This window comes from Mesorhizobium sp. URHB0026 (assembly GCF_054059755.1).
Map to the genome: position 1 here is coordinate 62950 of NZ_JBSSCN010000002.1, position 26947 is coordinate 89896.

Below are 26947 nucleotides of genomic sequence, written 5' to 3' on the forward strand. Positions count from 1 at the left end.
TGTAAGCTGGAGAGCGGGTATTGCAGTAGGGTCAACTATGCACGTTTCGCCGAGTCTACGGCTTTGAAGGGCCGCGAAGCGTATGGTCGGGCTTTCGCCAGGCGCTTCGGGGTGGAAGAAGCCCCAGCCCTGGTGTCGAAAACCCTGCGCAAGTCGGAGGTAGCCGCCACCTACTTGCGGCAATACGCGCCGACATACGAGTTGTCGGACCCCCAGCCGCTGGAGGATGCCTATTTCGCCAGCTATGTCATGCTGGACAATCCAAGCTTCCAGCTCTGGGAGGACGGCAGGGCTGTTCGGGAAGCGCCGGTGCTGGCCGGACAAACCACGTTCATCGACCTGAGACTGGCGCCCGTCATGCTCGTCAACAATCAGATGGACGCGCTGCACTTCTATATCCCGCGCGCGGCGTTCAACGCTGTCACGGACAACGCCGGCGTGGCGCGAATCGGGGATCTGGTCCACGAGCACGGCCGCGGTGCGGACGATCCCGCGATGCAGGCGCTAAGCGCGGCTCTAATGCCGGCTTTCAACGCGCCGGATCAGGCAAGCCGGCTCTTCATCGACTATGTCACGCTGGCCGTCGTAGCCCATAACCCGCCGGCCTTCGCGGCATCCTGTTTCCATCGCTGCGTCACGCCGGTGGCACCAACCTGGTGATCTTTCCAGCCAACCTTGTCGACGGCGATCATGTCGCGGTCCACGATCCTGATCACCGCCTGCCGCACGATCAGTCGTCCTGGTCCTGAGTCATCGACTGTCACTGTGGTCGCACGCGACAACGCCCTGCTCACGACACCTGCTCCTCAATGACATCGTCCTCACCCTCCCCGTTAGCCAAACCGGCTGGAATACCGCCAGCCAGGAACTTTTCCTTCGACAGCAGCCCTGCGTCCTCGAGCGCCTCGAAGTCCGGCAGCTGGCGCAGCGTGTCGAGCCCGAACTGCGAGAGAAAATTCTTGGTCGTCACATAGGTGTAAGGCGCGCCCGGCTGCGGGCTGCGCGGCCCCGAGGCGATGAGCGCCTGCGCGCGCAGCACGCCGATTAGGTCGCGCGACACCTCTTTGCCGAAAAAGCTCGACAGCTCGCCCCGCGTGATCGGCTGGAAATAGGCAATGCACATCAGCACGAGTGCCTCCGTCTGCGACAATTCTTTTGCCCCCTCGCCCGCCGCGGTGCCGAAGGCTGCGTGAATGGCATCGCCAAAAACTTTTCTGGTCCGGTGCTGCCAGCCGCCGGCGACCGCGACCAGGTCATAGGGGCGGCCGGCGAGCTCGGCGCGGATGTCGTCGATCACCAGGTCGAGATTGCAGCTTTTGCCAACGACGCGCGCCAAAACCTCGCGCGGGACCGGTTCGCTGGCCGCGAAGACCACCGCTTCGACACGGCCCATCCATTCGCGCCAGCGCAGCTCCTGCGGCAGGTGCTCGAGTTCCGTATCGAGCAGCGTCGACTGCTGATTGTTTTGCCCTTTGCGTGCCGCGGATCCGACCATCGTCACAATCCAAACAGCCGGAAGGAGTCGCGACCGGACAGCTCCCGTACCGCCTCGAATGTCTGCAGCCGCTCGAACAGCCGCCGAGCCCCGAACCGCGACAGGGTCTTGGTGGTCAGCGAGCCTGACACGGCATCGTCGTCGAGCAGTTTTTTGATCACGTCCCCTGCCCCCTTGGCCCGCAGCTTTGGCACGACCGCCACAAGCCGCTCGGAGCGCCGGGAGAGGTCTGCGGCCAATCCGCAAGCGTTGGCCGCGCCCTGCGCCAGCGCCATGCACACGGCGCGCTCAAATTCCTTTTGCTGTCCTGGCCGAATTCGTTTAGCGCGGCTGTGACCGGTTCGGAACGAAGGCGCAAACGCTTGGGCCATCAGCAGCGGCACCGGTTTAGCCCAGCGCAGTTTTTGCGCCAGCACAAGATCGGCGCACCACCAGGCCAGCAGTTCCGCTGTCGGCGACAGGGCAGCAATCTGGGTGGCGATCGCCGCGGCGGCAAACGGCGCCGGGCGGCCGGATCGGCCCAGCTCGTCGATCGCTTCCGGAAGATCAGCAAAACCGTCGTCCCAGCACAGGCCGAGCAGCGCGACCACGTCGCTCAATGTTTCGGCGTCGATCGCCGGCGGCCGCGAGGCCAGCTGCCGCCACGCGGCCAAAAGGTTGCCGGCGGGACCGGGATCGCCGTCGGCAGGACGCAGATACCAGGCGTCGCGCAGCGCCGCCTCGTCCTCGGAGCGGCCTACAAGACGCACGGCCGCGGCGGCGCATTTCAGTGCCAGCCGCTGGCGCCAGGCGCCGGCAAAGGCCGGTTCGGAGCGAACCAGATTATCGAGCGAATTCAGAGCGGCGCCGGCACAGAATGCGGCATCGGTGTCACGATCGACCGGTCCGCCCGGCAACGCCCAGGCCGGCACGCGCGATGGGGGCGGTGAGACAACATGCAAAGGATCGGCACGAATCATGCCACGAATGATAAATCGGCGGTGCGCTTTATACCACTATACCTGAATAAAAACGCACAGCCTGTCGGCGACATGCAACGAACGATAATCTTGCATTATCGCTCGTTTTCAAAATGCGTGCCTGAAATGACCTCCGTGGCTCGTTTTTCATCGCCGGACGTCCCCTTTCGGCGTCAGATCGACGAGAATTCGCGTTCCTTGCGCGGACCGGATTCGCGCTCGATTGCCGGACATCGCCTGAAAGGTCTCTCTCGTCGAGCAGAAGCCCAAAATCACGCTGATCGTCGCTGCGGGCCGTCCACAGCAGGACGGCCTCTCCTGAACGAGGGTGAGGGTTTAGTGCATATCTCCCCACCGACGCTTTCAACCCTACGGATGCAAACCCGGCGCCGACCGGTAGAAGATCACCCCCACCGACGGAACAAGCTGGCTGAGGTAATCGAAACCTCCAACATTGCCCGTCAGAACTGTCGCTCCCAAAAGACCGGCTTGGTGAAAGATCAGCGCATCGTTTAGGACGCGGCGTTCGTGCCCCTCCCCTTTCGGCAAATGGCTCAGCCGGAACAACAGGCCGGCAAGCATGCCGGCGCGTCCCCAGGCGGTGGCGTCTGGTGCATGCAGCCGGTGCGCGGGGATATCGTCGATCGTGTCCGCAACCACTTTCAGGACCGGCTTCGTCCTCGGGTGCGCCGGGTCGAGCCGGCCGAACACGTGGCTGAGCTCGGCAAGACAAACGGCGGAGTGGTGGCAAAGCCGATAGGTTAGAAGGTCATCGACGACTTCGGGCGTGCGTCCCTGCAGGACATCCAGATAGACGCTGGTGTCGAGAAGCAGGGTACTACCGACAGGCGGCTGGTCCCCTGCCCAGGACAGAGCGGAATCCGGCCGCCGTTCCAGCCCTCCGGTACGCCGCTGTGGCTTGAGGGAACGCAGCGCGCTCCCTAGATCAAACGCCAAGATCAATGTCCGCGGGGATGCTGCCCTTGCGGCCGACGAGCCGGGCGCCAAAATCGTCCTCGATGGCAAGCCGCGACAAGGCGAGCTCAAGCAGCTCGGTGTCGGAGGTCACATGCGCGCGCTTCTTTGCCGCCTCGATCAGTTCCGACGGCACCCTGCCGGAAAGGCGAGTGTTCTTGGCCGCGCCAAGCAGGCCGACCGCCCTCGCCTGCTCAAGGACGAGGCGGTTCCGGGTGTGGGCGATCCGCTCCTCACTTGCATCTGCCGCTGCGCCGCGTATGGCCATCTTGCTGGGATCTCCATCTGTTGAACGGAATATAAAGAATGTTGAACATGAAAGCAAGGAGAGACCGCCTCCCAAGAGGTCATCACTGGATAGGACAGGCCTGCTCCCGGTGATGCGATACTCGGATCCGACGGGACGCAAATCTTGCAGAGCCACGCAGCTCGCTGTGGACAATTCCGAGCTTTGGCAGCACCTTGGCCCAAGAATCGCAGTGCTGCGACATCAAAATGGACGAGACTTAATGGGCAATGCCCGCAACTTGATGGTTTCCGCCGCCGCAATCGACCCAGATGACCTGCCGGACATTGTCGACGTCGTCATGGAGATGGGGCGGCCGGATGAAGACCCCTCCCCTTCCCCGCCGGTCCTCGACCAGCGGCAGGCATCGTTGCCTACGCATCTCGAAAAGCTCGCCGACCGCGCGCGCGATTATGTCGAGGCAGCAAGTTCGGCGAACACCCGTCGCGCCTACGCAGCCGACTGGAAGCATTTTTGCGCCTGGTGCCGGCGCCAGTCTTTAGATCCATCGCCGCCGGACCCGCAGACCGTCGGCCTCTATATCACCGCGCAGGCTTCGGGCACTGGAAGGGACAAAAAGGCGGTGGCGACGATCGAGCGCCGCCTGTCATCCTTGACCTGGAACTACACGCAGCGCGGCCAGTCGCTTGACCGGAAGGACCGCCACATCGCCACCGTGCTCGCCGGCATCCGCAACACGCACGCCGCCCCGCCCCGTCAAAAGGAAGCTGTGCTGCGCGACGATCTTGTTGCGATGCTGGAGACGCTCGACCGCGGCACGCTGCGCGGTCTGCGTGACCGCGCCATGCTGCTTTTGGGCTTTGCAGGCGGGTTGCGCCGCTCCGAAATCGTCGGCCTTGATCTTGGCCGCGATCAAACGGAGGACGGTCGCGGCTGGATTGAATTTTTCCCGGACAAGGGCGTGCTGGTTACATTGCGGGGCAAGACCGGCTGGCGCGAGGTCGAAATTGGTCGCGGCTCGTCCGACGCCACCTGCCCGGTCGTCGCCCTGCAGACCTGGCTGAAGCTGGCCCGTATCGCCCATGGCCCCCTCTTCCGCCGCGTCACCGGTCAGGGCAAAGCGGTGGGGTCCGAGCGGCTGAACGATCAGGAGGTGGCGCGGCTGGTCAAACGCGCGGCCTTGGCCGCCGGCGTGCGCGGGGATCTTTCCGAGGACGAGCGCGGCCAAAAATTTTCTGGCCATTCGCTGCGCGCTGGCCTCGGCTCCTCAGCCGAGGTCGACGAGCGTTATGTGCAAAAGCAGCTTGGCCACGCCTCGGCGGAGATGACACGCAAGTATCAACGACGGCGTGACCGTTTTCGAGTCAATCTAACAAAGGCGTCCGGGCTCTGAAAAGCCTCGCCCCTCCCCTGTTGATCGCTAGGGTGAGGTGGTCAAGTTCTTTGATGACAACACCTCGTCGAACACAGTGATCGCTGTGACCAAACTGTCGGCGGCCGACGCCTCGTAGTCAGGCAAGATCATTAGTTGCGCAATGGCACGACCGACGAATTCCGGGTTGAGCTTTTCCATCCGCTCTTTGGTTTACAGCGCTGTTGAGGGCGCGCTCGCGAGCGGCTTGGTCACCGCCGAGCTACGCCACTCGGCGGGGCATGATCTGGCGGTCTCTTTTGGTTTGGGGTTCAGCGCCGTCTAACCCCTGCCCGTCGGCGAGACCGGGTTAGGGGAAACAACAAGAAAATCGTCAGGGGCAACCGCCCGGTTCGCAGCGCTCGATGCGCAGCCGAGGAAGCGAGAATTGCGGGATGGCGTTTCTTGTGGCTGGGGGTCGTGAGGGCGGAGCCCTGTCCGGCGAAATAATGTCCAAGCCAAAACCACGGCAAATCACGAAAGTTTGCAGGCTTCGTTGCTACTTGCCGCCGAACATGGCGCCCCGGAAATGGCGCAAGCCCCGGCGAATCGTCAGCTTCACCCGCTTGCGACGGTACTTTTTTCGCAAGGCGGCCAGGATCTCAAGATGCGTCTTGTCGATGTCGGGACTGGACACGGGATCGTCCGCATGCGGCAACCGTGTCAGAGCCCGCGCATGCATGTCCGCGTAGGGTTGGGAATCGTAGGTGTCGAACGGTGTCGGCGGGTAGTTCAGCACAGTGGGATTGGTGTTGATCTCGAACACCTGGACGCGGCCGTCGACAATGGTGTAGTCGATCCGACCGTATGAAATCCTGGCCTTGTCGAAGATCGGCATCAGCGCAGCCGCGTGCGGATTGTCGCGAACATAGGCGGCGTGTTCGGCCAGCTGCTGTCCCGACATGCCTTTGCCCGGATCTTTAACAAACCACTGCTCGCTGGCGAAGCAGTGTTGCGCATAGCTGTGCTCGCCGATGCGATAGGCCGCGTATTTTCTATAGCTGCCGTCGGGCGCCGCTTTCGATCCGAACTCGACCACCATCGGGCGGACAAAATTCATCTTGCCGAGCTTCGAAAGCTCCTGGTCGAGCTCTGCTCGTGATGACAGCAGCCGCGGCGTTTTATAGGTCGCTCCGGCCTCGTCGCGCAGAAAGACAGGGAACCGCATTTTCTCGGGCAGTGTTTCCGGCCGGTATACGTTGAAACCATTGGTGCCATCCGAAAACAGCATGCGCAGCAGATCGAAACGCTGAACGGTTTGCCGGGGGTGATTGAATTGGAAGAGATCGGGCTGCTGCAGTCTCACGCGCTCGCAGAGATTGGCGCTTGCCTCGACCTCGGCATCGCTCAGGCGGTCCAAATCCGTCCAGATGGCCGAACCACGGGATATCCCGAGCAGACGCGCGCTTTCGTCATGGGGAACGACCCGGACAAAATCCTGCAGATCGGTGCGAAAATAGAGCAGCAGGCTTGCCAGAGTGTTGGCATGTGAGCGATGACAAATGTAGAAAATCATGAAACACCCCCTCCCTCATGTATCGTCAACGGCCGGCAGAAGGAAATCGCGCATTTCACGAACAACCACCCCCAGGATGACGGCCGTCACATTTCGTCACCTCGCAGAAGCCGATATCCCGCTCATGGTTGCGATGGAGACGGCGGCCTGGGGGTCGCTTGGCGCCAGCGAAGAGACGATCCGGCGCCGGCTTCTACTTGGGCACGTAATGATCGTGGCCATGGTCGAGAACGCTATTGCTGGTGCGATCTGCTTCGTGGAGACCAGCCAGGACCCTCGCCAGACGGAAAACTTCCCCAGGACTTTCGCCGCCTATTGTTCGCTTGCCAGGAGCGAACCGGCACGATCGCTCTACGTCTACAATCTTGGCGTGCGGCCGGAGTTTCGCGGCACCGACATGGCGCGCCGCCTCTTGTCACAGTTGATCGACCATGGCCGCCAGGTCGGCGTGCGTTGGCTGGTCGGCGATGGACGTTGCCCGTCCTATGCCGGAGCGCAGGACGACTTTCCCGACAAGGTTCGGCCGGATCCGGCATTTCGCCAGATCATCGATGACTGGCATCGCACAGGGGTAATGCCTTCAGTCAAGTCGATAACCAAGGACCCGCTTCTGCGCTTCTACAGGCGCGTTCTGCACTGTGAATTTCTGCATCTGGCGCCGAACTTTCTGCCCGAGGACCTGAGCTCCGGCGGGTTTCGCGTCATCTTCGCAGTTGATCTCGACCCATGACAGCCGAAGTCGACCTTTTCGATCCGTTCACACTCGACGGCGATCCGTTTCCCGAATTCGCCCGTCGCCGCAATGCAGGTGGCGCCAGCTGGGGCAGGCCCCCTTACCCGGAAGTTGGTGAAGCGTTCTACGTGTTCAGCCACGCGCTTGTGTCGCAGGCCTTGAAACACCCCTTACTGCTGCAAGCGCCACCGGGCGCCTATCAGGAAGTCAGGCAGAAGATCAGCGCCAATCCGGCCTTGGATTTTTTGACCCGTTCCATGCTGTTGTCCGATCCGCCCAGGCACATGAGCTTGCGCCGCCCACTGGCTGGTTCGATGACGTTTGCCGCCGGCAGGGGACTGTTCGACCAGCTTGCGTCCAGGGCATCGCAACTCGTGCAGTCCGCCGTGCAAAAGCCGGAGTTCGATGCGGTCGCCGATATAGGACTGCCGCTCGCCTTCGCCGGCCTGGAGCAGATCCTCGGCATCGGCATAGATGACCCATGGCGCACCGGCCACGACGCCAAGCTTATGGCCGATGCGCTGGATATGAGGATTGGCGGCATCAATGAGGATGCAAACCAGGCCTGCCGTCGGTTGGAGGCATGGGTATTGCACGCGATAGAACGCGGCGCCGTGCACCCAAATGGCATTTCTGCCCAGATGCTGGCTGAAGTCGATGCCGGTCGCTGGCGCAAAGACGATGCCGTTGCAAACATCGTGTTCCTGCTTTTTGCCGGCCAGGCGACGGTCGTGGACACGTTCGGCAATGCGCTGGTTGCGCTGGCAAATTCTCCGCGGCAGCTGTCGTTGCTTGAAAATGGGAATGTCGGTTGGTCAGCCGCGGCGGAAGAACTGCTTCGTTTCTGCGCGCCGGTCCAATATGCCGGGGCCCGCATCGCGGCGGATGATCTGTCGTTTGGTGGCGCAATCATAAAGGCTGGGCAGGCTGTCGTGCCCGTTCTGGGGAGCGCCAATCGAGATGTTTCAGTCTTTCCGACCGGCGATCGGCTGGATTTGGAGGCCGGCAGTTCATCGGCCCTCGTGTTCGGTACCGGACTTCATGCCTGCCTTGGCCAGCATGTTGCCCGGGTGGAGCTGGCAGTGTTGCTGGAGGCCTTGTTCACCTGGGCCAAAGGCTGGCGCCTGGATACTTCACGGGTTTCAAGGCGGCCTTCAGTGCTTTTCCACGGCCTGCAAACCGCTCCGATGATCCGGCGGGGCGATCGGCCACCCGCTTGAATTCCACGCTGCTTCTTAACACCGTGGGATCATCTGCCCGCTCACACGACGTTGTGCGACAGGCGGATGAAGCCGAGTAATTGAGGGTCGTCGAGGAAAATATCGATGTCGTGGCTTTCCCGATGGCCGATCTGGATCATCCTCGTCTCACTGACTTCAGTTGTCCGCGGACAACCGCATTGTCGAATTGTGCCTCCAATGTGTGCCTGGCCTTAGGCATGCGGATACCAGTGACGCTTTCGGTTAGGATCGCTATTCCCGTAAGGCTGCATCGCTACTCCTCAAGACGGCGGCTAATTGGGATCTTTACGCGCGAAACCAACCTCGGCTCGCGAAAGGCGTCTAGGTCCGGCAAGAGGCGAGGCGTTGCGCCAGGTGCACAAGTCCTTCGCACGACCCGATATCCACGGACAGCAGACTGCGGGCTCACGAATAGGCCATCCTATGCGCTCACTGTCGTCCCTGCTATGGTTTGATTGTCGACCCATCGCCGTGAGCCGGCCGGGATTCGGATTTCCGCCTAGGCGTTGTCCGCGGACAACCGCAACCTCGGACCTCAAATCCCACTTATAGTTAAGCGTTTGTAAAATGTTTACGAATCGGACCATACTGTAATTGCGCAGTTTGATTGAAATCCGCATCAAATGCGTAGTTCGAGGAGAGCAATGCTACAGGCGCTTACGCATGCCAGCGGGCAGGAACACCTGCCGTCGATGTTGTCCGCGGATTCTCTCGAATTGTCGCGGCAGCTTCAGCTACACCAACAAAAGATCTTCCCCCCAGCTTCCCAAAAAACGATCCGCCATTTCACACCTGCGGAGGCGGCATACTATATCGGCATCGGCGAGGGCTACCTAAGACAGGTAGCCTCGGCTGGAAATGGACCGGAACCATTGGCCAATGGTCGCCGGGTCTATTCTCCCGCGGACATGGAAAACATCCGTCGGTCACTCGACGAAAAAAACGGAACACCGAAATACGTTCCGATCCGTCGGCCTGGCGAGAAACTACAGGTCGTGGCCGTAATGAATTTCAAGGGCGGTTCGGCGAAGACGACGACTTCCGCACACTTGGCCCAGTTCCTCGCTTTGCGCGGCCATCGGGTTCTGGCAATCGATCTCGACCCACAGGCTTCACTGTCAGCGCTCTTTGGACATCAACCCGAACTCGATGTCGGCGAAGGCGAAACGCTTTACGGGGCAATCCGCTATGAAGAGCCGCGATCTATCTCTGAGATTGTGCGCGCCACTTACACCCAGAACCTACATATCGTGCCGGGTAATCTGGAACTCATGGAGTTTGAACACGAGACACCGAGAGCGATTACGACTGGGTCGGCGGAATCCATGTTCTTTGCCCGCATTGGAGAAGTGTTGACCGACATCGAGAGCTTGTACGATGTCGTAATTATCGATTGCCCGCCACAACTCGGTTTCTTGACCATGTCGGCGTTGTGTGCGGCGACGTCGGCATTGATAACCGTGCATCCGCAAATGCTGGATGTGATGTCGATGAGTCAATTCCTTGCGATGACCAGTGAGATGATGGCAGTCGTAGAAAGGGCAGGGGGACGTACCAGCTACGATTGGATGCGCTATCTTGTTACTCGCTACGAGCCGAATGATGGTCCCCAAAGTCAGATGACAGGCTTTATGCGGGCAATCTTTGGCAATCGAATGCTCCACAATCACATGCTGAAGTCGACGGCAATCTCGGATGCCGGGGTCACCAAGCAGACATTGTACGAGGTCGATCGACAGCAGTTCACCCGCGGCACATATGACAGAGCGATGGAATCTCTAAATGCGGTCAATTCGGAAATCGAAGGCCTGCTAAGGACGACTTGGGGGAGGAAATAGTGGCCCGCAAGAATCTCATTGAGATTTCATCGGCAGATGAAGTGCCAACTCCTATGGCGGATATCAGACCAATCGCTGGCTTTGTAGCGCCGGCGATCCGTAGTGCTCCCATAGGAGGCATCACCAGAACCCTTGGTAACATCACGCAGAAATTTGAACGAGCGCAAGATCTCGAAAAGCAGCTCGCGGAAGGCAAGATAGTTGTCGAATTGGACCCAGCCTTGGTCGACGGGTCGTTCGTCAGTGATCGTCTTGGCATTGATCGGGTCGAACTGGCCGACCTAGTTGCCCAGATCAACGAACATGGGCAGCAAGTGCCAATCCTTGTTCGGCCTCATCCGCAGGTAAACGGCCGATATCAAGTCGCATACGGACATCGTAGGCTTGCGGCGGTGAAAGAATTGGGCATCAAAGTTCGTGCCGTTATCCGTGAGTTGTCCGATGATCAATTGGTTGTCAGTCAGGGGCAGGAAAACAATGCGCGGACCAACCTATCATATATCGAAAGAGCATTATTCGCTGCCCGCCTGGAAGATCGGTCATTCTCCCGCGAAGTCATCATGGCGGCGCTAAACATTGACAAGGCTGCCCTATCCAAAATGTTATCGGTTGTCCGCGTGATACCGATCGAACTGATAGAGGCAATCGGAGCAGCACCAGAGGTCGGACGCCGTCGATGGATGGAATTCGCTGAGAAGTTGCCAAAGGCGAAGGTTGAACTGCAGGCGGTGTTGACATCGTTGTCCGCGGACAACTCGAGCGATCAACGCTTTCAACAAGCTGTCAGTGCCCTCAACTCGCTTCCTCGAATTACCAGGGAAGGGGCCAGGACCAATCTCTGGGGGGCCAAGGACAAATTAGTTAGCGTCAACGTGAAATCGACGGCGAAGAAGGCGGTTGTGACCTACGAGGCAAAAGATGGTCCGAGCTTCGCGGCATACATTACGGGGCGACTGGATGACCTCTACGAGGCTTTCCGGAACTCCCAAAACCATCAATAGGAGAGTGAACCGCAAAAGAAAAAGGCCCCCAAGCGACTTTCGTCGTGGAAGCCCTTCTCCGTAGTAGCTGACTGAGAATCGCATCTTCACGAATCACTGTCAAGAGTCATTGGCGTCGTTTTGGCGAGCAGATTTCTTTTGCCTAATCGAGGGTGAAAGAAAATGGAGACGGGTATTGCGACGACGCCCTTTGGGCGGCGGCCGATGTCGCTTGCCATCCTGGCAGCGCAAAACGATTCACGTGAAATCCCCAAGGGCAGGGTCCTCGACAAGTGGCAGATTTACCGCAACCTGTGCGAGGGTAAGAGCATCGTCGGCATCGGCGATCGCGCTTTGGCCGTGCTGAATGCGTTGCTGTCATTCTATCCTGACAGCGAATTGAGTGAGGAAAACGACCTCATCGTCTTTCCCTCGAACGCACAGCTGTCGCTCAGGGCGCACGGGATGCCTGATGCCACGCTCCGGCGGCACCTGGCGGCTCTTGTTGACTGCGGGCTGATCATCCGTCGGGATAGCCCGAACGGCAAGCGTTACGCCCGCAAGGGCAGGGGAGGGGAGATCGAGGAAGCATTCGGCTTCTCCCTGGCGCCGCTGCTGGCCCGTGCTTACGAGTTCGAGGCGGCGGCCGAGCGAGTTCGTGCCGACAACAAGGCGCTCAGGCTTATGCGCGAGCGGATCACCTTGCACCGCCGTGACATCCACAAGCTGATAGAGGCGGCCCTTGACGAAGATGTCCCAGGCGACTGGGGAGGCCTGTGGGAGCGTTTCCGCCGCGTTGTGGAGGCAATTCCGCGCCGAGCTTGCATTGCCGAGCTCGAGCCTATCGTTGCCGACCTGGCCGTGTTGCGTGACGAAGTGGATAAGCTGCTGGAAATTCATATGAAATCCACGACTCCGAGCGGCAATGACTCTCAAACCGAGCGGCAGCAATCTGATTCAAATACCGACTCTATTTTTGAATTTGAACCTGCTTTGGAGAAAAGCGGGACGACGGCCGAGCCCAAGACGAGGACCGCAGAGGCGCCGAAAACATACCCGCTGGGGATGGTGCTGAAGGCTTGCCCCGAAATTGCGGATTATGCTGTCGACGGGATCGGCAATTGGCGCGATCTCATGATAACCGCCGCCCAGGTGAGGGGATATCTGGGCGTTTCGCCGTCAGCGTATGAGGAGGCTTGCCATGTGATGGGCCAAGAGGTCGCGGCGATCGTGATTGCCTGCATTCTGCAAAGGGCACAGCACATCAACTCGGCCGGCGGCTATTTGCGGGTATTGACCGAAAAGGCAACGGCAGGGCAGTTCTCGGTCGGGCCGATGCTGATGGCGGCGCTCAAGGCGAACGGCGCCACGGCGAGGATGACGGGATGACGATCGCCCATCCCGCAGCTTGTCCCTTTGCGCATAAAGCTCAAAGCGTTTCAGCAATCCCATCAGGCACGCAAGGTTCAGTGCACCAAAAGAGCAAGTCTGGTGGCCTACGGCATGTCGTTGAAGTGTCACCTTTGCTGACCCATATGCGCATCGCGTCGGATGTTTCCTCCCATTCGTCTGGCGCGTTCCCCTCTGGAGGTTTTGACCTTCATACCTGGCCGGGCCTTTGGTCCGGCCTTTTTCTTGCGCGCGAGACATATCCCATCTCCGATCGCGTTCCTTACGGTCTTCCTGACCGATGTCGCGTTAAGCAGATGAACGTCGAGTTGTTTGCCGCGATGGCAGGTCTCGGCTCTGCTGCCGGCAGAACAATCCCGGTCATCGCTGTGCCTGGCGTGAAACTCTACTGTTCACAGTCATTTTCGAAGCCATTTGAGGCTATTATCAACGTGGACCTCAGTCGCTGCGTAGGATGTTCGCTTCCAACGCCGCGGCAACAAAGGCCCGTCTCGCAACCGGCGTCCGAGCTTCACCGCGCAGAACCTGAAGACATGCATCCATAGCCAGTTTTCGCTTCTCCGTCTGATGAGGGAAGCTCCGCAGCAGGATCGTCGCTGCGTCGTTCACATCGAATACAATGCGCTCACGGTCATGCCGGCCAACTTGCACCACCACGGGCCGGACGAACCTGCTCGACATCCAATTCACTCTCAATCCCGACCTCGATAAATTCTTCGCGTATCATGACGTGGGGTCAATTTATACATTTCTGGCTAGGGCCAGAACAGAACTGGCAATTGCCAATCTCAAGACAAGTTCCGGACGGTATCGTTGTCCAATTAAGCACCGCGGAATTCTGTCGCGGCCGGAAGGTGAACGGCGCTTGGTCCCAGGCTCGGGCTTTCCCGAGGCCCGAGCCTTTCTTCTTTGGTGCCAGCCTTGAAGCGGCTGCAATGGCGACCTGGTAGGGCGCGCTGGTGCAGGAGAGGGAGAGGCGGGCGGGTTGTGGTGGCGGGTAAAGGTCCGGGAGAGAGTCTCCCGGCGCCCGCCAAGGAGCAACACCCATGACCCAGATGGAAATTCTTGCGCCCAAGCGCAACGAGCGTGCCGGTTACAAGGTCGACGTCAGCTGCGGCCAGCGTATTGGCCGCGTGTCGTCAGAATGGTTCAACCGGCCGGCGGATGAGCGATACCTGTCGCTCAACGACCTTGGAAATGCGGTGAAGAGCCGGTCGGAGCGCAGCAAGACCCGCATCGTCGAAAGTGAGCTGATCCGCGTCGAGGCCAGCCGCGACGATCCGGAGCGCCTGAGGTTAATGCTGCCCGATGCGCCTGCCCCTGTTGCCCCCACGCATTGGAGTTTTGGCCAACTCGCCAGTTTGGTCGGCGCACCGGCCACCTATCTGCGGCAGCTTCCAGCCCCGCTCGGGGCGATCAACCTTCAGCACGGTCTCCTCAACCACCGCGCCGAGCAGGTGAAGACGCTGGAAATCGAGAACGGACGCCTCGAGTTGCGAGCAGTAACAGGCCCTGATTACGGCAGAATATTTGACTCGGAGCTGGCGGACGCCGTGCAAAAGATCGCCCGCAACGGTACCGGCGACACCCGCTGGAAGGTGCCTGGTGTGCTCGACTGGTCGACAGGTATCTACAATCCGCACGTCGACGTCTCCCGCGACACCACGACGCTCTACGCGTCAGATCGCGATGTCTTTGTGTTCCTCGTCGACGACCTGAACCCGATCCAGGCCGGGCGGCTGCCAAATGGGGAACCGGATCTTTATTTCCGGGCGAGTGCTGGTGTTGGACGGTGCGGGTTCTGGTTCCGCTTGAAAAAGACCGATCCTGGCGCTGAGGCTTTCGATTTCGGTCTTGTCGAGCTGCCACGCGTTTTGGAGCGACGTCGAGAAGCGGGCGCAGCCGCCGACGACATGGCGGCGCCATTAGGACACTTCCCGTGAGACGCCGGTAAAGAGCCTCGAGATGAGGTTGCCCCGCCTGACGGTGCATCGGTTGCCTTTTGCGATGTAATCATCGATGTCGAGCACGATGTCCTTGATTTCGATGCCGTAGAATCAGGTCGCCCTGCCGGGTTGCCCGCGTTTCTTTCGGTCAGCACGAACAGCCTGATCCAGTCGAGCCGGACGCCGTTCAGGTCATTGATGAGAATGCGGTTGAGGACTTTATCTCGACCGATATTGCCATTGAGCAACGACGCCTCATGCCCATGCCGGCTGACGAGGACGATGTCGGCACGGGCAAACGTGCCCGAACGGTCGATCGCAATGGCGTAGTGGCCGATACATGGCTGGCCGGCGTGGCCGGGAAAGGAAACCTGATGCATGGTTGTCCCTTCTTCGCTTGACTGTCGCTTGATAGGCGATTGGAACAGGGCCATTCTACTGGAACAGCTTTTCAAGTCCTCACGGCAAGGTTTTGACATAGGTTTCGCGCAGTTTGCGGTCCAGCGAAAGCAGCGGAACGTCCCCAACCTTGGCGTAGGCATAGTGGAAACAGTCGAAATTACTGAGCGACCGTTTGCCGATGCCATGTTCTTGCGCGACGGCCACCGCGTTGGTCAGGACATCGCGGGCAGATGTGGTCTCTCGCAACTCTATGTTTCGGGCCTCGAGCCATTCGACAACAGCATCGTGCGCTTGCGAATAGCGGCAATCAAGCTGGTCTGGCCGCGACAGGATAATGATCGCCTCCCAGGCGGCGAGCGCTGACGTCCATGGTGTCGCCGCCGCCTCGAGTGCATGCTCATACGCTGTCGCGGTGTCCTCCTGTGCGAACATCGAGATGATGGCGCATGCATCGACAAACATCAGGCTTTGCCGAGATCATGGTCGAGATCGTGATAGGCGCTGTCGGGGACGGGCTTCCTGGTTTTCGGGAAGGCCAGCCCTCTTTTTGCCAGGATACGGCGCGCCGTCTCGGAGGGCGTCTCCCTGCGGACGCGCGCGTTGACAGCCTCGCGAAGTGCCGAGACGACAGCGTCGGAAATGGTCGTGCGATCGATCCGCGCGAGCTTGCGAGCGAGCGCATCTGCTTCCGGGTTGCGAATGCTCAGCGTCATGGGTTGTGTGTCTCCAATCGTATGGCTCACTATACACCCATGTGGGCCGCACGCCAATGTGTCAGAGACGACACGTGTCAGAAACGACGAGAAGGGCTGAACGGCTATCGACCGTGTCGATCAGCCTCCCTGATGCGGCAGGTCGGCGTCGCTGATCAGGCGCAGGTCCATGTCGTTGGGACCCTTGATGCGCAGCACGGCGTCGAGCTTGTGCAGGTCGCGCGGCGGCGTGCAGGCGAGCCAGGCGCGCAGCTTGGGGCCGTTTTTGCGCAGCTGCTGTCTTCAGCAAGAAGGGGGTCCGGTGGCCCATCGACCACCCATTTTCCGACTAAGCTTTTCCTGCCGCGCATAGTGCCGTTGTTTCCATGTTAACGTGGAAACAAGTCGCCAACCCATCATAGACACATCGCATCAAGTCACGATGGAAATGTCTCGCCCGCGCTGGCTGCTGCTGCTGCTGCTGACGATGCGCCGGTGAGAAAGCAGAGAAAACGCGTACCAAGCTTTTCCTGCCGCGCATAGTGCCGATGTTTCCATGTTAACATGGAAACAAGTCCTCAACGCATCATTGACACATCGCATCAAATCACGATGGGAACATTTCGCCCGCGCTGCTGCCGCTGCGCCGGTGAGAAAACGTCCTTGTGGCAGGATAGCCTATTTTGTGATACACACAAAATAGGCGGCGCGGCCCTGGTGGGCCTTAGCGCCCGCAAGCGGGCTTGAGAGATGGATGCAGACGCCCAGAAAGCAGCGGTCAACAGCGCGTCACGACGCTATGGCGAGGTGACGCACATCCGGTTTTCGGCTGACGAGCTGGCCAGCCTCAAAGCCATTGCGGAGCGGGACGGCGTGACCGTCAGCGAGGTCGTGCGGCGTCTTGTGCGGGCAGAGGCCGGGCATCTGCCTATTGCGTCGGAGGCGTTGCGGCCGGCCATCGTGGACATGACCGATCAACTGCGGCGCGTCGGTGTCAATTTCAATCAAGCCGTGCGCGCCATGAACGACGGCCGTGTTGCCCATGATGAGGATCTTGAGCAGGCGCTGATCGCCGTGGGAGACCTCGTGCGGCAGTTTCGCGATGAACTGAAAACGATGACCGTCGGGTCTCGCAAGGCGAGGGAAGCCAGGCGATGAGCGGTCGTCTTGCTGGCTACGCGGCCGAAATCGAACGCTATCTGCGGGGCGAGTCCGTGAAGCGTGAGGAGCTGGACGACGACAAGTCAGTGACGGGCTCCGGACGCGCGGCCAGCGAATTTCAGGCGATGAAGAGTTATGAGCTGACCGGTGGCGGCGTACGCCTCGGGCAAGGACAAGCCGGCTCGACCGTAGGTGGCGGCAGGAATGCCGCTCGTTCGTCGCCGGGAGGGACAGGAGTCGCGGGGAGCGCCATGTCCAGCAGGGCACCGAAGTCCGCCATGGCTGCGAGTTCGCCCAGAGCCCCTAGCGCGCCGATCATGGTCTATGGTGCCACGCTCGCCGGTTTCCGGCCGGAAGAGGAGGAGGAAGACTGGAAGCGGCGCGGCGGCGGTGGCCGTGGTGCGGGTCGCGCGAGCGCTACAGGGCGAGAGGCGCGGGCGGGCTATCAGGCGCGGGCCGTGGCGGCACGGGCAGGCTATGCGGCGGGCGCGCAGCCTGCCGTGTTCAAGGTCATGCCCAATCCTCCGTCGACCAGGGAAGCCGCCGCGCGGCTGCTCAATTACATCGGGAAGCGCGAGGACGAAAAAGGCGAGAAACACGACATCGAGATTTTCGACGAGGATGGGCAGATGCTTGCGACAGGCGGCGCAAGAAAGGCGTTCCTGGAGACGTTTTGCGAGACGTTCGAACCGCCCCTGGAAAATACCAATTTTCTGGAGGTTCGTTTCGAGCTCGCCAGCGAGGTCACCGATGCCGCCGTGAGCGAGGCGCTGAACAAGGCGTTCGGTGCAAAACCGTTCATCTATGCGCAGGACGGACAGACGGTGGAGGTTTACGCGCACACCGATGAGCGGGCTGGACCGCTCGCCAAGGTGCTCGCCGGCGGTCGGGAGAATTCGCGCAGCAAGGCGCTCGACAAGATCGAGGCGCGGTTGTCTGAAGCTATGGGCGCGGCGGGGGTGGTCGCCAGGGCAGAGGTAACGGCGGCTGTGAGCCGTGAACCCAAAGCAAAATATTTCCTGCAGAAGTTCATCCGCACCCACAATCACGTCCGTCCCGCAAATGGCGAGCCCGTGCCTGGGGTGAAGAACTCCACGAAGGCTGCGACTTCAGTCTACGAACAATGGCGCCCGCAGTTTTCGGGGCGTGAGCGCCGCAATGCCTATCACCTGCTTTTCTCGGCAAGGGCCGGCACCGATGCGAACGCCGTCATGGCCGCGGCGCGCGCCGTGCTCGAGGAGCGCGCGCCAGGATACAAGTTCGTCCTGGCGCATCACAACGACACCAAGCACGTCCATATCCACGCAATGGTGCAGGCACGGTCAGCCGATGGCGAGCGCCTGAAATTCTACAAGCCGGATCTCGCAGCCTGGCGCGAGACCTTTGCGGAAAAAGCACGCGAGAACGGCATTGCGATGGTGGCGACACGGCGCATGGATCATGCGATGACGCGGCCATTCACGAAGGAGCATGCCGGAGCCTACAGCCGCGCACAGAGCGATCCGCGCTACCAGGTCAGCGCCAGGGCGATCGAGCGAGTGGAGGCCAAGCGGCAACGCCGTATCGATGGGCAATCCCTTGTCGTGAACGGCGATGCAATCGCTGCCGCATGGCAAAAGACTGTGACGACGATGCGGACCGCGGGCGTAGTCGGTCACGCTCTCGCGGCAGCGGAGTCGATCGGCAGCAATTTTCTGCGATTCCGGCACGATCGAACCGGGGAGGGGCAGCCAGGTCTTGCCGCGGCTCGCGGAGCTGATCAATCGGGGCAGAAGTCTTTCCTGTCCCATCCTGGTATGAGAGAATTGAATGCACTGATAGGAGATTTGAACATGGCGCAAACCCCCTTGGAAATGCGGCGTCAGATGGCCCGCGTCAATCAGGCTCTCGACAATATGCGCGAGACGCTGCCGCCGGCGCATCAAGGACAGTTCGAACAATATCGTGAAGAGGTGAACGACAAGATGCACGACCGTCTGGCGCGGCTGCAATTCGAGCGGCAACAGCAGCGTCGTGGTGGTGGCGGTGGCGAGCCGATCCACGAGCGCGAGGCGCGAGCACGAGACGTTCCAACTCGGGACAATCCCCGCGAGCCGGTTGAGCCGCGCACAGGCACCGAGCAGGAGAAGGTGAGAGCCAAGCAGAAGGACCTCAACAAGCAGAAGGCTCAGCAGGCTGAAGAACAGGACCGCAAGACCCAGCGCTCAAATGATAACGACTACGAGCGCTGAACAATTACAATGCCAAGAACGGTTTCGGCTCGATGACAGAAATATGGGGGGAGTCTGTGCGTTCAGGCGGCAGGCTGGCCTGGTTATTCGGACAACAGAGATCCGCACATGATTTCCGGACATTTGCGGCTTCGATTTCTGTCACTCATGAGCACCTCGGCCCGACTGGCCGAAAAACGGGCGTTTTGCGGACATTCCTTTGTTACTCAATATCGCTTCCAGCCGGAGGGTCCGAGATGCTCCTGCGGCATGAACCGGGTCTTGTACTGCATTTTGCGCGAACCCCTGATCCAGTAGCCGAGATACAGGTACGGCAGCCCCAGCGCCCGTGCCCGTTCGATGTGCTCAAGGATCATGAATGTGCCGAGGGATCCCCCTTGGTCGGAAGGACCGTAGAAGGAGTAGACCATCGACAAGCCGTCGGCCAGCACGTCGGTGAGCGCTGCCGCGACCAGGACGCCCGAACTGCCGGCGGCAACGCCTGCACCACCAGGTCGCCGGTATTCGACGAGCTTGGTGTTGACGTGCGTGTCTTCGATCATTCGCGCGTAGTCGAGCGCGTCCATGTCCGCCATGCCGCCTGTGCTGTGCCGTGCCTCGATGTAGCGCAGGAACAGGGCGAATTGCTCCCGCGAGGCCTCGGCCCGGTGGCGGGAGTGGCGCAGGTCCGCATGGCGCAACCAGACTTTCTGCAGGGAGCGCGTCCGCACAAAGTCCTTGACCACGATCCGGACGGACACACATGCCCGGCAGCCATCGCACGCTGGCCGGTAGGCAATGTTCTGGGAACGCCTGAACCCGCGCTCCGAGAGCTGGTCGTTCAAGGCGACAGCCTTGCCATCCGACAGATGCACGAACACTTTCCGCTCGACGTGGCTGTCCAGGTACGGGCAGGACGTCGGCGCCGTGAGAAAAAACTGCGGCGAAGATGGCGGCTGGTGGGTCATGGCGTCATTCGCCCGCGCGCTCGCTGTCACTCGCCTGCCGCGAGAGCCAGAACGCACTGAGCAGCACACCCTTGACCCGGGGCAACAGGACCAGGATCAGCGCAACGACCATCATCACGAGCAGGATCATCGCCAGGATGAAGTGCGAGTCGAGCAGTCTCTGGAAAACGAAATATAGGGGCGCCGCGGCGACGCTGGCGAGCAGGATCGTGAACCACGGCGCGGCATCATCCGCCGTAACGTTCGCCGCAGCTGGCACAGGTTTCAACCTGTTTTAGGTAAGCCCGGAACAGGTGGCTGCGGCCGCAGTTCGGGCAGCGTCCGTTGAGTCCTCTGGTGAGGGCGACCTGCAAGGTCGGGCGCTTGCTTTGCGCGCCTTCAAGCTCCGTCATGTTCCGCCTCCAGCTCACCTTCGCGTTCCGATCCGGGTGCCCGTGTCACTAAGATCACGCTCAGCAGCAGGCCCTTGGCGCGTGGCACAACTACCAGCGCGGCGCCAAGTGCCAGCATGGGCCATACCGTCATCACGTTGGTTTCGACCGCTAGGGCGAGAGGCACAACCAGATGGCCGACCACCAGGATCGTGAGCCAGGGACGCCGCGTCATCCGATCGGATGTGGCCGTAGGCCTCGCTACACACGCGACAGCGGTCAACCTGCTTCAGGTAGGACCTGAACAGCTTGCCTTGTCCGCATCGGGGACACCGCCCGAGCATCCCGCGCAGGTCAGCCATGGCAAGCGTGGGCCGGTCTTGCGCCAGATGAACCCCAGCAGTCGGCGACCAGAACGTGTCCAAGGGATCAGGCGTGAGTTCGTCCATGGTGCCCCCGCAGGTCCCGTGTCGCGCATGTGAAGGGGCACGGAGGCCGCACTTGAATGGTGCTGTGGGCGGCGCGCCGGCCGCCATGGATGCGCGAAGGCCGCGTCACGACACCGCCGACAGTATGCCTTTGGCTTTTGGACCCAGAGCCGAGAGCTTGGACGGATCGAAATCAGCCTTCAATCTTACGCCACGCCCGCCGGCCTGGCTTGGCACGCTGTCGCTGATCAGTTCAACGCCGGCGAATTCCAGGGCGCCGATCAGCTTCATAAGCGAATCAACGTTGCCTCTGATCATGGCCTCACTGGCCTCCATACGCTGAATTGTCGGCACGGACAGGCCGGAGAGGTCGGCGAGCGTGCGCTGGTCGATGCCGAGGAGCGCCCTGGCGGCACGCAGTTGGGGAGCCGTGATCATGTGAGGAAACTCGCGCACTGGTGTGTCAGACATCAGATCTAAACGTTACAATATATACTAAAGGGTTCTACCGTCAATAAGTGATGTCCTGAACATTGATTATGAGGGCCAGCTGCTAAGGATTGCGTGCGCCGCACCCGCGGCTCGCATCTGCCGGACTCGGTCCGGCATTCCGGCAGGATCATGATCAGGATCGCCAAATACCATTCGGAGTTCGGTCACATCGAGGTTCTACAGGCCCGCGATACGGGCTCCTTTATCTACCGGCAGGGCGGTTGCTTTCAAAGTGAGTGCGACCACAGCGGCGTCAGCGTCGTGCCATATGTGCACGCCATTTTCGGGCTGCTGATCCAAAAGCAGTCGCGCGAGGTGCTGATGATTGGGGGTGGTGGCGGCAGCCTGGCTACTATGCTCGACCAAGTCGGGGTGCGTGTCACCGTCGTCGATATCGATCCGAAAGCCTTCCAGGTCGCACGGCGCCATTTTGGCCTTCCCTGGCATGTCGCTTGTCGCGTCGCCGATGGGGAAGACTTCTTGCGCGCCGAGACCAAGCGCTATGACGCCATCGTCATGGACGCTTACGCCGGCGCCCGGATACCCGACAACCTGCAGTCCGAGCCGTTCTTCAGGCTCGCGCACCGCCGGCTGAAAAATGCTTCGGGTTGCTTGATCGCCAACGTGCATGCGCTGCACGACCTGGACCCCATGCCCGACCACATCGCGGCGAGGCTCAACGCGGTGTGGAGCAACGTGCTGATACTCGACAGTCGTGGCGTGCCCAACCGCAACGCGATTGTGATCGCGGGACACGTGCGCGATCTCGCCCCGCCGCGGCTTCTGATGTCACCTGCGGTGGGCGCCGACGACATTGAATGGGATCTCATCAGGCTTTCGTTCAGAGGCTGGCTCCCATCGCGCCAGGCCGCACAACAGGACCGCGCGTTGAACACGCGCGGCCCAACACTGGAGAATGAGAATGGCTGACTAAGCCTCAGATGGCATGAGCGCCCACATCCAGACCAGGGCAACCGGCTTAAACCCGCCCCCCACAATGCGCGGAAATCACGGGGTGACATTCCCTTTCGGCCGGCTGCGGATGCCGAAAAGCTGGAGCTTGACGAAAGCACCGCTCGGTTTGGCGCAACAGTGAAAGTAATCAATCCAGAGCGGCCAGCCGATCTCCGGGGCTAGTGATCGGTCCCTTTGTGCCATCCGTGCGCGACAGTTCCGCACAGGCGCCGGGCATATGTGCAGATACCGCCGTGACGCCTTAGAAGTGCTGTTCCTTATTTCTTGACTGAGGTATGACACATTACTACATCGCTTCGATATTGCTTACCCCGTCGCGTAAGGAGCGCACCTACCCTTGATCACCTCGGCTCAAATGCGTGCCGCACGCGCCATGCTCGGCATCGACCAAGTCAAACTGGCCGAACTGTCCGGCGTGTCGATCGCCACCATCCAGCGGATGGAAGCCAGCGACGGCAACGTCCGTGGCGGTCGACTCGTTGACCAAGGTTGTGCAGGCGCTCAATAGCGCCGGCGTCGACGTAATTAGCGACCATGAGCGCAGCGACCGGGGCGGGCGCGGGGTTCGCCTCCGCCACCCTGACGTTCTGCTGGGGAAAGCACATTAACCGCCCGTCGCGACGCGACCGCCGACGTTGACGCCGACGATCCCGCCGCCTTTCAACTAAGGAAGGCTCACTTTGTGGATAATTCAGTCTCGGCCGTGAGGCCTGCCGCCCGCCCAAGCTTCGTCGAGCTGTTCACGCCCAAGACAATTACCGTGCTTCGCGAAGGCTACGGGTGGGCGAACCTGCGCGCGGATCTGATTGCGGGCCTGACCGTCGCCATCGTCGCCCTGCCGCTGTCGATGGCGATTGCCATTGCGTCGGGCACCACGCCCGAGCGCGGCCTGTTTACGGCCGTCGTAGGCGGCTGCCTGGTGTCCCTGCTCGGCGGGAGCAGGTTCCAGATCGGCGGGCCTGCCGCCGCCTTTACGGTGGTTGTCGCCACCACCATCGCCAATCACGGCTTCGACGGCCTGCTGCTGGCCACTATCATGGCCGGCGTCATGCTCATGCTCCTCGGTTTCCTGAGGCTGGGCAGCTACATCAAGTTCATTCCCTATCCGGTCACGGTCGGGTTCATCTCCGGCATCGCCGTGATCCTGTTTGCCGGTCAATTGCACGACCTGCTTGGCCTGACCCTCGCGGTGAAAGAGCCTGCCGATTTTGTCTCCAAGATCCAGGTCCTGGCCGGCTCCATCGCGACCATCAATCCTGCCGCCGTCGGCGTTGCCGTCCTGACCATCGCCCTCATCGTCGGCGTGAGAAAGGTCAGGCCGACATGGCCAGCCATCCTCGTCGCAGTGGTCGCGGGCTCCCTGCTGGTCTATGTCCTCAAGCTGCCGGTGGAAACCATCGGCACGCGCTTCGGCGGAATTCCCAGCTCGCTACCACTGCCGGCGCTGCCGCCGCTGTCCCTCGCGAAAATGCAGGCGGTCCTGCCGGACGCGCTGTCGTTTACGCTGCTCGGCGCGATTGAATCGCTGCTCTCCGCCATGGTGGCGGACGGCATGACCGGCCGCCGACACCGCTCGAACATGGAACTGGTGGGGCAGGGGTGCGCCAACATCGCCTCGGCGCTGTTTGGCGGCATCTGTGTCACCGGCACCGTGGCGCGAACCGCAACAAACGTCCGCGCCGGCGCCCGCAGCCCACTGGCTGGTGCGTTCCACTCGGCCTTCGTGCTGCTGTTCATGCTAGTCGCGGCGCCACTTGCCAGTTACATCCCGCTGGCCTGCCTCGCCGGGGTGCTCGCCGTAGTCGCCTGGGGCATGGCGGAGAAGCACGAGTTTGCGACACTTATCCGCACGTCGTGGGGCGACGCGCTGGTGCTGCTCACCACCTTCGGCCTGACCGTGTTTCGCAGCCTCTCCGAAGCGATTGTGGTGGGATTCGCCATGGGTGCATTGCTGTTCATCCACCGTATGTCGCAGGCCACCGGCATCGAGCAGCACGGCGCGGTCCTGGTGCCGGAGGACCAGGCCGACGACGCCGATGTGCGCCCGCCCTATGACCCAAGCGCCGCGACTGACCCGCACACGGCCGTGTATCGCATTACCGGGGCGTTCTTCTTCGGGGCAGCGTCAGCCGTTGGTACTGTGCTCGACCAGCTCGCCCTCGAGCGCAAGAACATCATCCTCGACTTCGCAGCCGTGCCGTTTCTCGATTCCACGGCGGCGACCATTGTGGAAACCTCGGTGCGCAAGACCGTGAAGGCCGGCCTGCGCTATTTCATCGCCGGCGCGTCTCCGGGGGTTAAGCAGGCTCTGGCGCTGCGCGGGGTGCTGTCGCCGCAAGTCCAGTTCGCGTCGTCGGTTGCCGAAGCCCAGCAGCAGCTTCGGAAGCTGTTGCTGGGCGCGTAGGCCTTCGGAATGCGGCTGGGGTATGCGCTCCTCAAGCCTTCGGAAGAAGACGGCGCGGCGCAAACTGCCCGCCTGCTCAAGGCCGGTTGTGACCGCGTCTATCTCGAGCGGATTGCGCGTCGTCCGCGAATGTGCGGCATGTCGCCGGTCCATCAGCAGCGCCAGCCGCGGCTGGCTCGTCTGCTTGGCAGCCTCAAGGCGCAGGACGTGCTGGTGGTTGATGATCTGACGCGGCTGACCCACACCGCTGGCAAGGCCTGCGCCGCACTCGCGTCGCTGCGGATCCTCGAGGCGGGGTTTGTCTCGCTGGCGGACGGCATTGACACCGTGCAAGGACCTTCAAACCAGGTCTTTGAAGTGTTCGCGGCGTTTGAGCGGTTCCCCCGCGGCGGCGCGGCCCGCCGCAAGGCGCGCTGGATGAGCATGAGATTCAGGCCGCGCGGGCCATGCTCGCCTCACAGGCGATGCCCCTGACGGCTGTTGCGGCCGAGCTCGACGTCACCACAGGCATGCTGCTGGATAGTCTCGGGCCGAAAGCCTTTGCCGCGCAGCTGCTTATTCGTGGTTGCAGTTGAAATAGGATGCCGCAGCTTCCGGTCAGGGCGATGTGCTCGCGGTCCAGTTTGGTGGTTAGGTTGTGCCGCGGCAGTAGGCGTCGACGACCTCGCCAAGCATCTTCAAATCTTCAGGGCGGAGCGCGCACATGCGACTTGCCTTTCGTGACTTCTTTTATGTGTGCATGCCGTGGCTTTACCACAGGTGCAAGCGCTGCGGGCGCTGTGTAGTGCAGCCGCAATGCTAGACCGCTCACCCATGAACCTGGACTGCCCTTGGCGCGATAGATAGGCTCCGCCTATCCTGAAGGAATGCCGTTGCGCAGAATCCTGGTCAGGGCCTTGGTGTCTGGCGTGCTGATGGTCGGCGCCGGCGTTGCTCTCGCCGCGACCATGGGTGTGTCCGCAACGTCAGCCGTCCTGTTTGCGCTCTCCTGCCGCACGGAGGTCAAGCAATGGGACATTGGGCTCATTTGACGCCGACCATAACATCGCTTCATGCTCGTCGGGTGGGTGAGAAATGCGCTGTCGGCGATCGTCGTTGATTGCTAGGCTGAATTAATCGACCAGATCAGGCAAAGCATAGGAAGTGGTTGGCGACAGACGTCAGTTGGGCAAGGCCGTCGACGCCGAGCTCATGCGCGACGGTCAATCGCGCGCCCTTGGAAACGACGAGATGCGTCTCCACCCCGGCTCTGACCAGTTGACGAATGGTCTCCAGCGCGAGCACGGAGCCGGATGCACCGGTGACACCGACTATCAGCCGTTTGGGCATTCTGCGCGGCAAGATCCATGATGAGATGGAGATGTTCGCCCGCAACGCTTCTTTCAAGCCGGCGCTCAGCGCTCCGCGGTTGCACACGTTTGAGCTTCCTTGGCTCCGGAATACGTCCGGCAGCCTGCTTTTGACCAATGCATCTGGGATCCTGCGCCATGACGAAAATCGAACGATTTGACAAGAACGAGCGGCTTAGCCGGATCGTCGTTCACAACGGCACGGTCTATCTTTCGGGGCTTACGGCCGATGACAAGAAAGCTGGTACCTGCGGCCAGACGCAGCAAATATTGGCAAAGGCGGATACCCTTCTGGAGAGCGTTGGCGCGGACAGGTCGAAGCTGCTGTTCGCACAGATTTGGTTGCGCGACGTCGAGGACTTCGACGCGATGAACAAGGCTTGGGTCGGTTGGCTCGACGGCGCCGCACCACCGGCGCGCGCGACAGTCGGCGCGAGCTTCGCGCTGCCAGAGATCCGCATCGAAATTCAGTTCACAGCAGCGATTTAACTTCTGCGCGCTACTCTAGGCCAGCGAGTCCGATCAACGTCGGCTTTGCGCATGATCTTATCCGTTCACGGCGCCAAAGCACTGATCCCGAAACCGGTCATCGGTTGATCCTCGTTCGAAACAGAGCTTGGCGACAACTAGCTCCGACTTCCCGAAATCAAGGTCTCTCTGGGGGCCACCGGCGGTGGCGCAAGATAAGCCTCGAGTATCACGCGAACATTCCGGCGACTTCATGGTTTCTTGAGATGCAGCAAG

General features: G+C 61.1%; 31 protein-coding genes and 3 pseudogenes. 18 read left to right on the forward strand and 16 right to left on the reverse strand.

Going from position 1 to position 26947, the window contains the following annotated elements; translation table 11 throughout:
- Positions 1-63 precede the first annotated feature (63 nt).
- Positions 64-660, forward strand: a complete 597-nt coding sequence (locus ACVWWD_RS28875) for a hypothetical protein (protein ID WP_352550159.1) — start codon at positions 64-66, stop codon at positions 658-660.
- Complete coding sequence (locus tag ACVWWD_RS28880) at positions 657-749, forward strand: hypothetical protein (RefSeq protein ID WP_352550160.1); 93 nt, start codon at positions 657-659, stop codon at positions 747-749. Before ACVWWD_RS28875 ends, ACVWWD_RS28880 begins: the two co-directional genes overlap by 4 nt.
- 41 nt (positions 750-790) lie before the next feature.
- Here ACVWWD_RS28880 and scpB read toward each other — a convergent pair whose 3' ends face one another.
- From scpB to ACVWWD_RS28900, 4 genes are all read right to left on the reverse strand, one after another.
- On the reverse strand, positions 791-1495 hold the full coding sequence (scpB, locus tag ACVWWD_RS28885; protein WP_352550161.1) for an SMC-Scp complex subunit ScpB: 705 nt from the start codon (positions 1493-1495) through the stop codon (positions 791-793).
- A gap of 2 nt (positions 1496-1497) precedes the next feature.
- Positions 1498-2454, reverse strand: coding sequence for a DUF1403 family protein (locus ACVWWD_RS28890; RefSeq protein ID WP_352550162.1), 957 nt, complete (start codon positions 2452-2454; stop codon positions 1498-1500).
- Positions 2455-2823: 369 nt separating this feature from the next.
- Positions 2824-3411, reverse strand: a complete 588-nt coding sequence (locus ACVWWD_RS28895; RefSeq protein ID WP_352550163.1) for a type II toxin-antitoxin system VapC family toxin — start codon at positions 3409-3411, stop codon at positions 2824-2826.
- The gene (locus ACVWWD_RS28900; RefSeq protein ID WP_023796671.1) at positions 3401-3697 is read right to left on the reverse strand and encodes a hypothetical protein; all 297 of its coding nucleotides are present in this window, start codon (positions 3695-3697) and stop codon (positions 3401-3403) included. The genes ACVWWD_RS28895 and ACVWWD_RS28900 overlap by 11 nt, the downstream gene beginning before the upstream one ends.
- A gap of 241 nt (positions 3698-3938) precedes the next feature.
- On the opposite strand from ACVWWD_RS28900, the gene ACVWWD_RS28905 reads away from it, so the two are divergent.
- Positions 3939-5069, forward strand: a complete 1131-nt coding sequence (locus tag ACVWWD_RS28905) for a site-specific integrase (RefSeq protein WP_352550164.1) — start codon at positions 3939-3941, stop codon at positions 5067-5069.
- A 27-nt stretch (positions 5070-5096) separates the two neighbouring features.
- On the opposite strand, the gene ACVWWD_RS28910 is transcribed toward ACVWWD_RS28905, so the two are convergent.
- Entirely contained in the window at positions 5097-5249 is a 153-nt protein-coding gene (locus ACVWWD_RS28910; RefSeq protein WP_156939460.1) for a hypothetical protein, read from the reverse strand.
- A 337-nt stretch (positions 5250-5586) separates the two neighbouring features.
- Positions 5587-6603 (reverse strand): hypothetical protein, encoded by a 1017-nt coding sequence (locus ACVWWD_RS28915; RefSeq protein ID WP_023796669.1) that lies wholly within the window; start codon positions 6601-6603, stop codon positions 5587-5589.
- Positions 6604-6679: 76 nt separating this feature from the next.
- Here ACVWWD_RS28915 and ACVWWD_RS28920 point away from each other — a divergent pair, with 76 nt between their 5' ends.
- From ACVWWD_RS28920 to ACVWWD_RS28945, 6 genes are all read left to right on the forward strand, one after another.
- The gene (locus ACVWWD_RS28920) at positions 6680-7333 is read left to right on the forward strand and encodes a GNAT family N-acetyltransferase (RefSeq protein ID WP_023785192.1); all 654 of its coding nucleotides are present in this window, start codon (positions 6680-6682) and stop codon (positions 7331-7333) included.
- The gene (locus tag ACVWWD_RS28925; RefSeq protein WP_352597195.1) at positions 7330-8556 is read left to right on the forward strand and encodes a cytochrome P450; all 1227 of its coding nucleotides are present in this window, start codon (positions 7330-7332) and stop codon (positions 8554-8556) included. Before ACVWWD_RS28920 ends, ACVWWD_RS28925 begins: the two co-directional genes overlap by 4 nt.
- A 665-nt stretch (positions 8557-9221) precedes the next feature.
- A complete protein-coding gene (repA, locus tag ACVWWD_RS28930) occupies positions 9222-10415 on the forward strand; it encodes a plasmid partitioning protein RepA (RefSeq protein ID WP_023774958.1) in 1194 nt (397 codons plus the stop codon).
- On the forward strand, positions 10415-11416 hold the full coding sequence (gene repB / locus ACVWWD_RS28935) for a plasmid partitioning protein RepB (RefSeq protein ID WP_031248569.1): 1002 nt from the start codon (positions 10415-10417) through the stop codon (positions 11414-11416). Before repA ends, repB begins: the two co-directional genes overlap by 1 nt.
- A 162-nt stretch (positions 11417-11578) precedes the next feature.
- Positions 11579-12784 (forward strand): plasmid replication protein RepC, encoded by a 1206-nt coding sequence (gene repC / locus ACVWWD_RS28940; protein WP_352550168.1) that lies wholly within the window; start codon positions 11579-11581, stop codon positions 12782-12784.
- The gene (locus tag ACVWWD_RS28945; RefSeq protein WP_352566733.1) at positions 12781-13350 is read left to right on the forward strand and encodes a hypothetical protein; all 570 of its coding nucleotides are present in this window, start codon (positions 12781-12783) and stop codon (positions 13348-13350) included. The genes repC and ACVWWD_RS28945 overlap by 4 nt, the downstream gene beginning before the upstream one ends.
- On the opposite strand, the gene ACVWWD_RS28950 is transcribed toward ACVWWD_RS28945, so the two are convergent.
- Positions 13244-13486 carry a DUF982 domain-containing protein gene (locus ACVWWD_RS28950; RefSeq protein WP_023796093.1) on the reverse strand — a complete coding sequence of 81 codons (243 nt, stop codon included), beginning with the start codon at positions 13484-13486 and terminating at the stop codon, positions 13244-13246. The two genes, ACVWWD_RS28945 and ACVWWD_RS28950, sit on opposite strands and share 107 nt — an antisense overlap.
- 365 nt (positions 13487-13851) lie before the next feature.
- On the opposite strand from ACVWWD_RS28950, the pseudogene ACVWWD_RS28955 reads away from it, so the two are divergent.
- Positions 13852-14577, forward strand: a pseudogene (locus tag ACVWWD_RS28955) (hypothetical protein); the annotation flags it as partial.
- A gap of 633 nt (positions 14578-15210) precedes the next feature.
- Here the strand turns inward: ACVWWD_RS28955 and ACVWWD_RS28960 are convergent.
- Both ACVWWD_RS28960 and ACVWWD_RS28965 read right to left on the reverse strand, forming a co-directional pair.
- The gene (locus tag ACVWWD_RS28960; protein ID WP_352566684.1) at positions 15211-15615 is read right to left on the reverse strand and encodes a type II toxin-antitoxin system VapC family toxin; all 405 of its coding nucleotides are present in this window, start codon (positions 15613-15615) and stop codon (positions 15211-15213) included.
- Positions 15615-15866 (reverse strand): type II toxin-antitoxin system VapB family antitoxin, encoded by a 252-nt coding sequence (locus ACVWWD_RS28965; RefSeq protein WP_023796387.1) that lies wholly within the window; start codon positions 15864-15866, stop codon positions 15615-15617. The genes ACVWWD_RS28960 and ACVWWD_RS28965 overlap by 1 nt, the downstream gene beginning before the upstream one ends.
- 729 nt (positions 15867-16595) lie before the next feature.
- Between ACVWWD_RS28965 and ACVWWD_RS28970 the strand changes: the two genes are divergently transcribed.
- Together ACVWWD_RS28970 and ACVWWD_RS28975 are read left to right on the forward strand one after the other, a co-directional pair.
- The gene (locus ACVWWD_RS28970) at positions 16596-17003 is read left to right on the forward strand and encodes a hypothetical protein (protein WP_352566686.1); all 408 of its coding nucleotides are present in this window, start codon (positions 16596-16598) and stop codon (positions 17001-17003) included.
- Positions 17000-19237 carry a relaxase/mobilization nuclease domain-containing protein gene (locus ACVWWD_RS28975; protein WP_352732351.1) on the forward strand — a complete coding sequence of 746 codons (2238 nt, stop codon included), beginning with the start codon at positions 17000-17002 and terminating at the stop codon, positions 19235-19237. Before ACVWWD_RS28970 ends, ACVWWD_RS28975 begins: the two co-directional genes overlap by 4 nt.
- Positions 19238-19443: 206 nt before the next feature.
- On the opposite strand, the gene ACVWWD_RS28980 is transcribed toward ACVWWD_RS28975, so the two are convergent.
- The 6 genes and pseudogenes from ACVWWD_RS28980 to ACVWWD_RS29005 form a co-directional block, all read right to left on the reverse strand.
- Entirely contained in the window at positions 19444-20184 is a 741-nt protein-coding gene (locus ACVWWD_RS28980; RefSeq protein WP_352732354.1) for an arginyltransferase, read from the reverse strand.
- Between the two features lie 4 nt (positions 20185-20188).
- Entirely contained in the window at positions 20189-20443 is a 255-nt protein-coding gene (locus ACVWWD_RS28985) for a DUF983 domain-containing protein (protein ID WP_352566690.1), read from the reverse strand.
- Positions 20412-20576, reverse strand: a complete 165-nt coding sequence (locus ACVWWD_RS28990) for a DUF983 domain-containing protein (RefSeq protein ID WP_352566735.1) — start codon at positions 20574-20576, stop codon at positions 20412-20414. Before ACVWWD_RS28990 ends, ACVWWD_RS28985 begins: the two co-directional genes overlap by 32 nt.
- Positions 20563-20709 (reverse strand): hypothetical protein, encoded by a 147-nt coding sequence (locus ACVWWD_RS28995; RefSeq protein WP_245276267.1) that lies wholly within the window; start codon positions 20707-20709, stop codon positions 20563-20565. Before ACVWWD_RS28995 ends, ACVWWD_RS28990 begins: the two co-directional genes overlap by 14 nt.
- 82 nt (positions 20710-20791) lie before the next feature.
- A pseudogene (locus ACVWWD_RS29000) lies at positions 20792-21091 on the reverse strand (DUF983 domain-containing protein); the annotation flags it as partial.
- A gap of 18 nt (positions 21092-21109) precedes the next feature.
- The gene (locus tag ACVWWD_RS29005; protein WP_023775106.1) at positions 21110-21421 is read right to left on the reverse strand and encodes a helix-turn-helix domain-containing protein; all 312 of its coding nucleotides are present in this window, start codon (positions 21419-21421) and stop codon (positions 21110-21112) included.
- Between the two features lie 126 nt (positions 21422-21547).
- On the opposite strand from ACVWWD_RS29005, the gene ACVWWD_RS29010 reads away from it, so the two are divergent.
- From ACVWWD_RS29010 to ACVWWD_RS29030, 5 genes and pseudogenes are all read left to right on the forward strand, one after another.
- The gene (locus tag ACVWWD_RS29010) at positions 21548-22405 is read left to right on the forward strand and encodes a spermidine synthase (RefSeq protein ID WP_352732357.1); all 858 of its coding nucleotides are present in this window, start codon (positions 21548-21550) and stop codon (positions 22403-22405) included.
- A gap of 382 nt (positions 22406-22787) precedes the next feature.
- Positions 22788-23058 (forward strand): annotated as a pseudogene (locus tag ACVWWD_RS29015) (helix-turn-helix domain-containing protein).
- Between the two features lie 74 nt (positions 23059-23132).
- Complete coding sequence (locus ACVWWD_RS29020; protein WP_051407787.1) at positions 23133-24854, forward strand: SulP family inorganic anion transporter; 1722 nt, start codon at positions 23133-23135, stop codon at positions 24852-24854.
- A 9-nt stretch (positions 24855-24863) separates the two neighbouring features.
- Positions 24864-25328 (forward strand): recombinase family protein, encoded by a 465-nt coding sequence (locus tag ACVWWD_RS29025; RefSeq protein WP_023775110.1) that lies wholly within the window; start codon positions 24864-24866, stop codon positions 25326-25328.
- A gap of 398 nt (positions 25329-25726) precedes the next feature.
- Positions 25727-25885, forward strand: coding sequence for a hypothetical protein (locus ACVWWD_RS29030; RefSeq protein ID WP_352732360.1), 159 nt, complete (start codon positions 25727-25729; stop codon positions 25883-25885).
- A 94-nt stretch (positions 25886-25979) separates the two neighbouring features.
- On the opposite strand, the gene ACVWWD_RS29035 is transcribed toward ACVWWD_RS29030, so the two are convergent.
- Positions 25980-26183 carry a flavoprotein gene (locus tag ACVWWD_RS29035; RefSeq protein WP_023775113.1) on the reverse strand — a complete coding sequence of 68 codons (204 nt, stop codon included), beginning with the start codon at positions 26181-26183 and terminating at the stop codon, positions 25980-25982.
- A gap of 158 nt (positions 26184-26341) precedes the next feature.
- Here ACVWWD_RS29035 and ACVWWD_RS29040 point away from each other — a divergent pair, with 158 nt between their 5' ends.
- A complete protein-coding gene (locus tag ACVWWD_RS29040; RefSeq protein WP_352550176.1) occupies positions 26342-26692 on the forward strand; it encodes a RidA family protein in 351 nt (116 codons plus the stop codon).
- Positions 26693-26947: the final 255 nt, after the last annotated feature.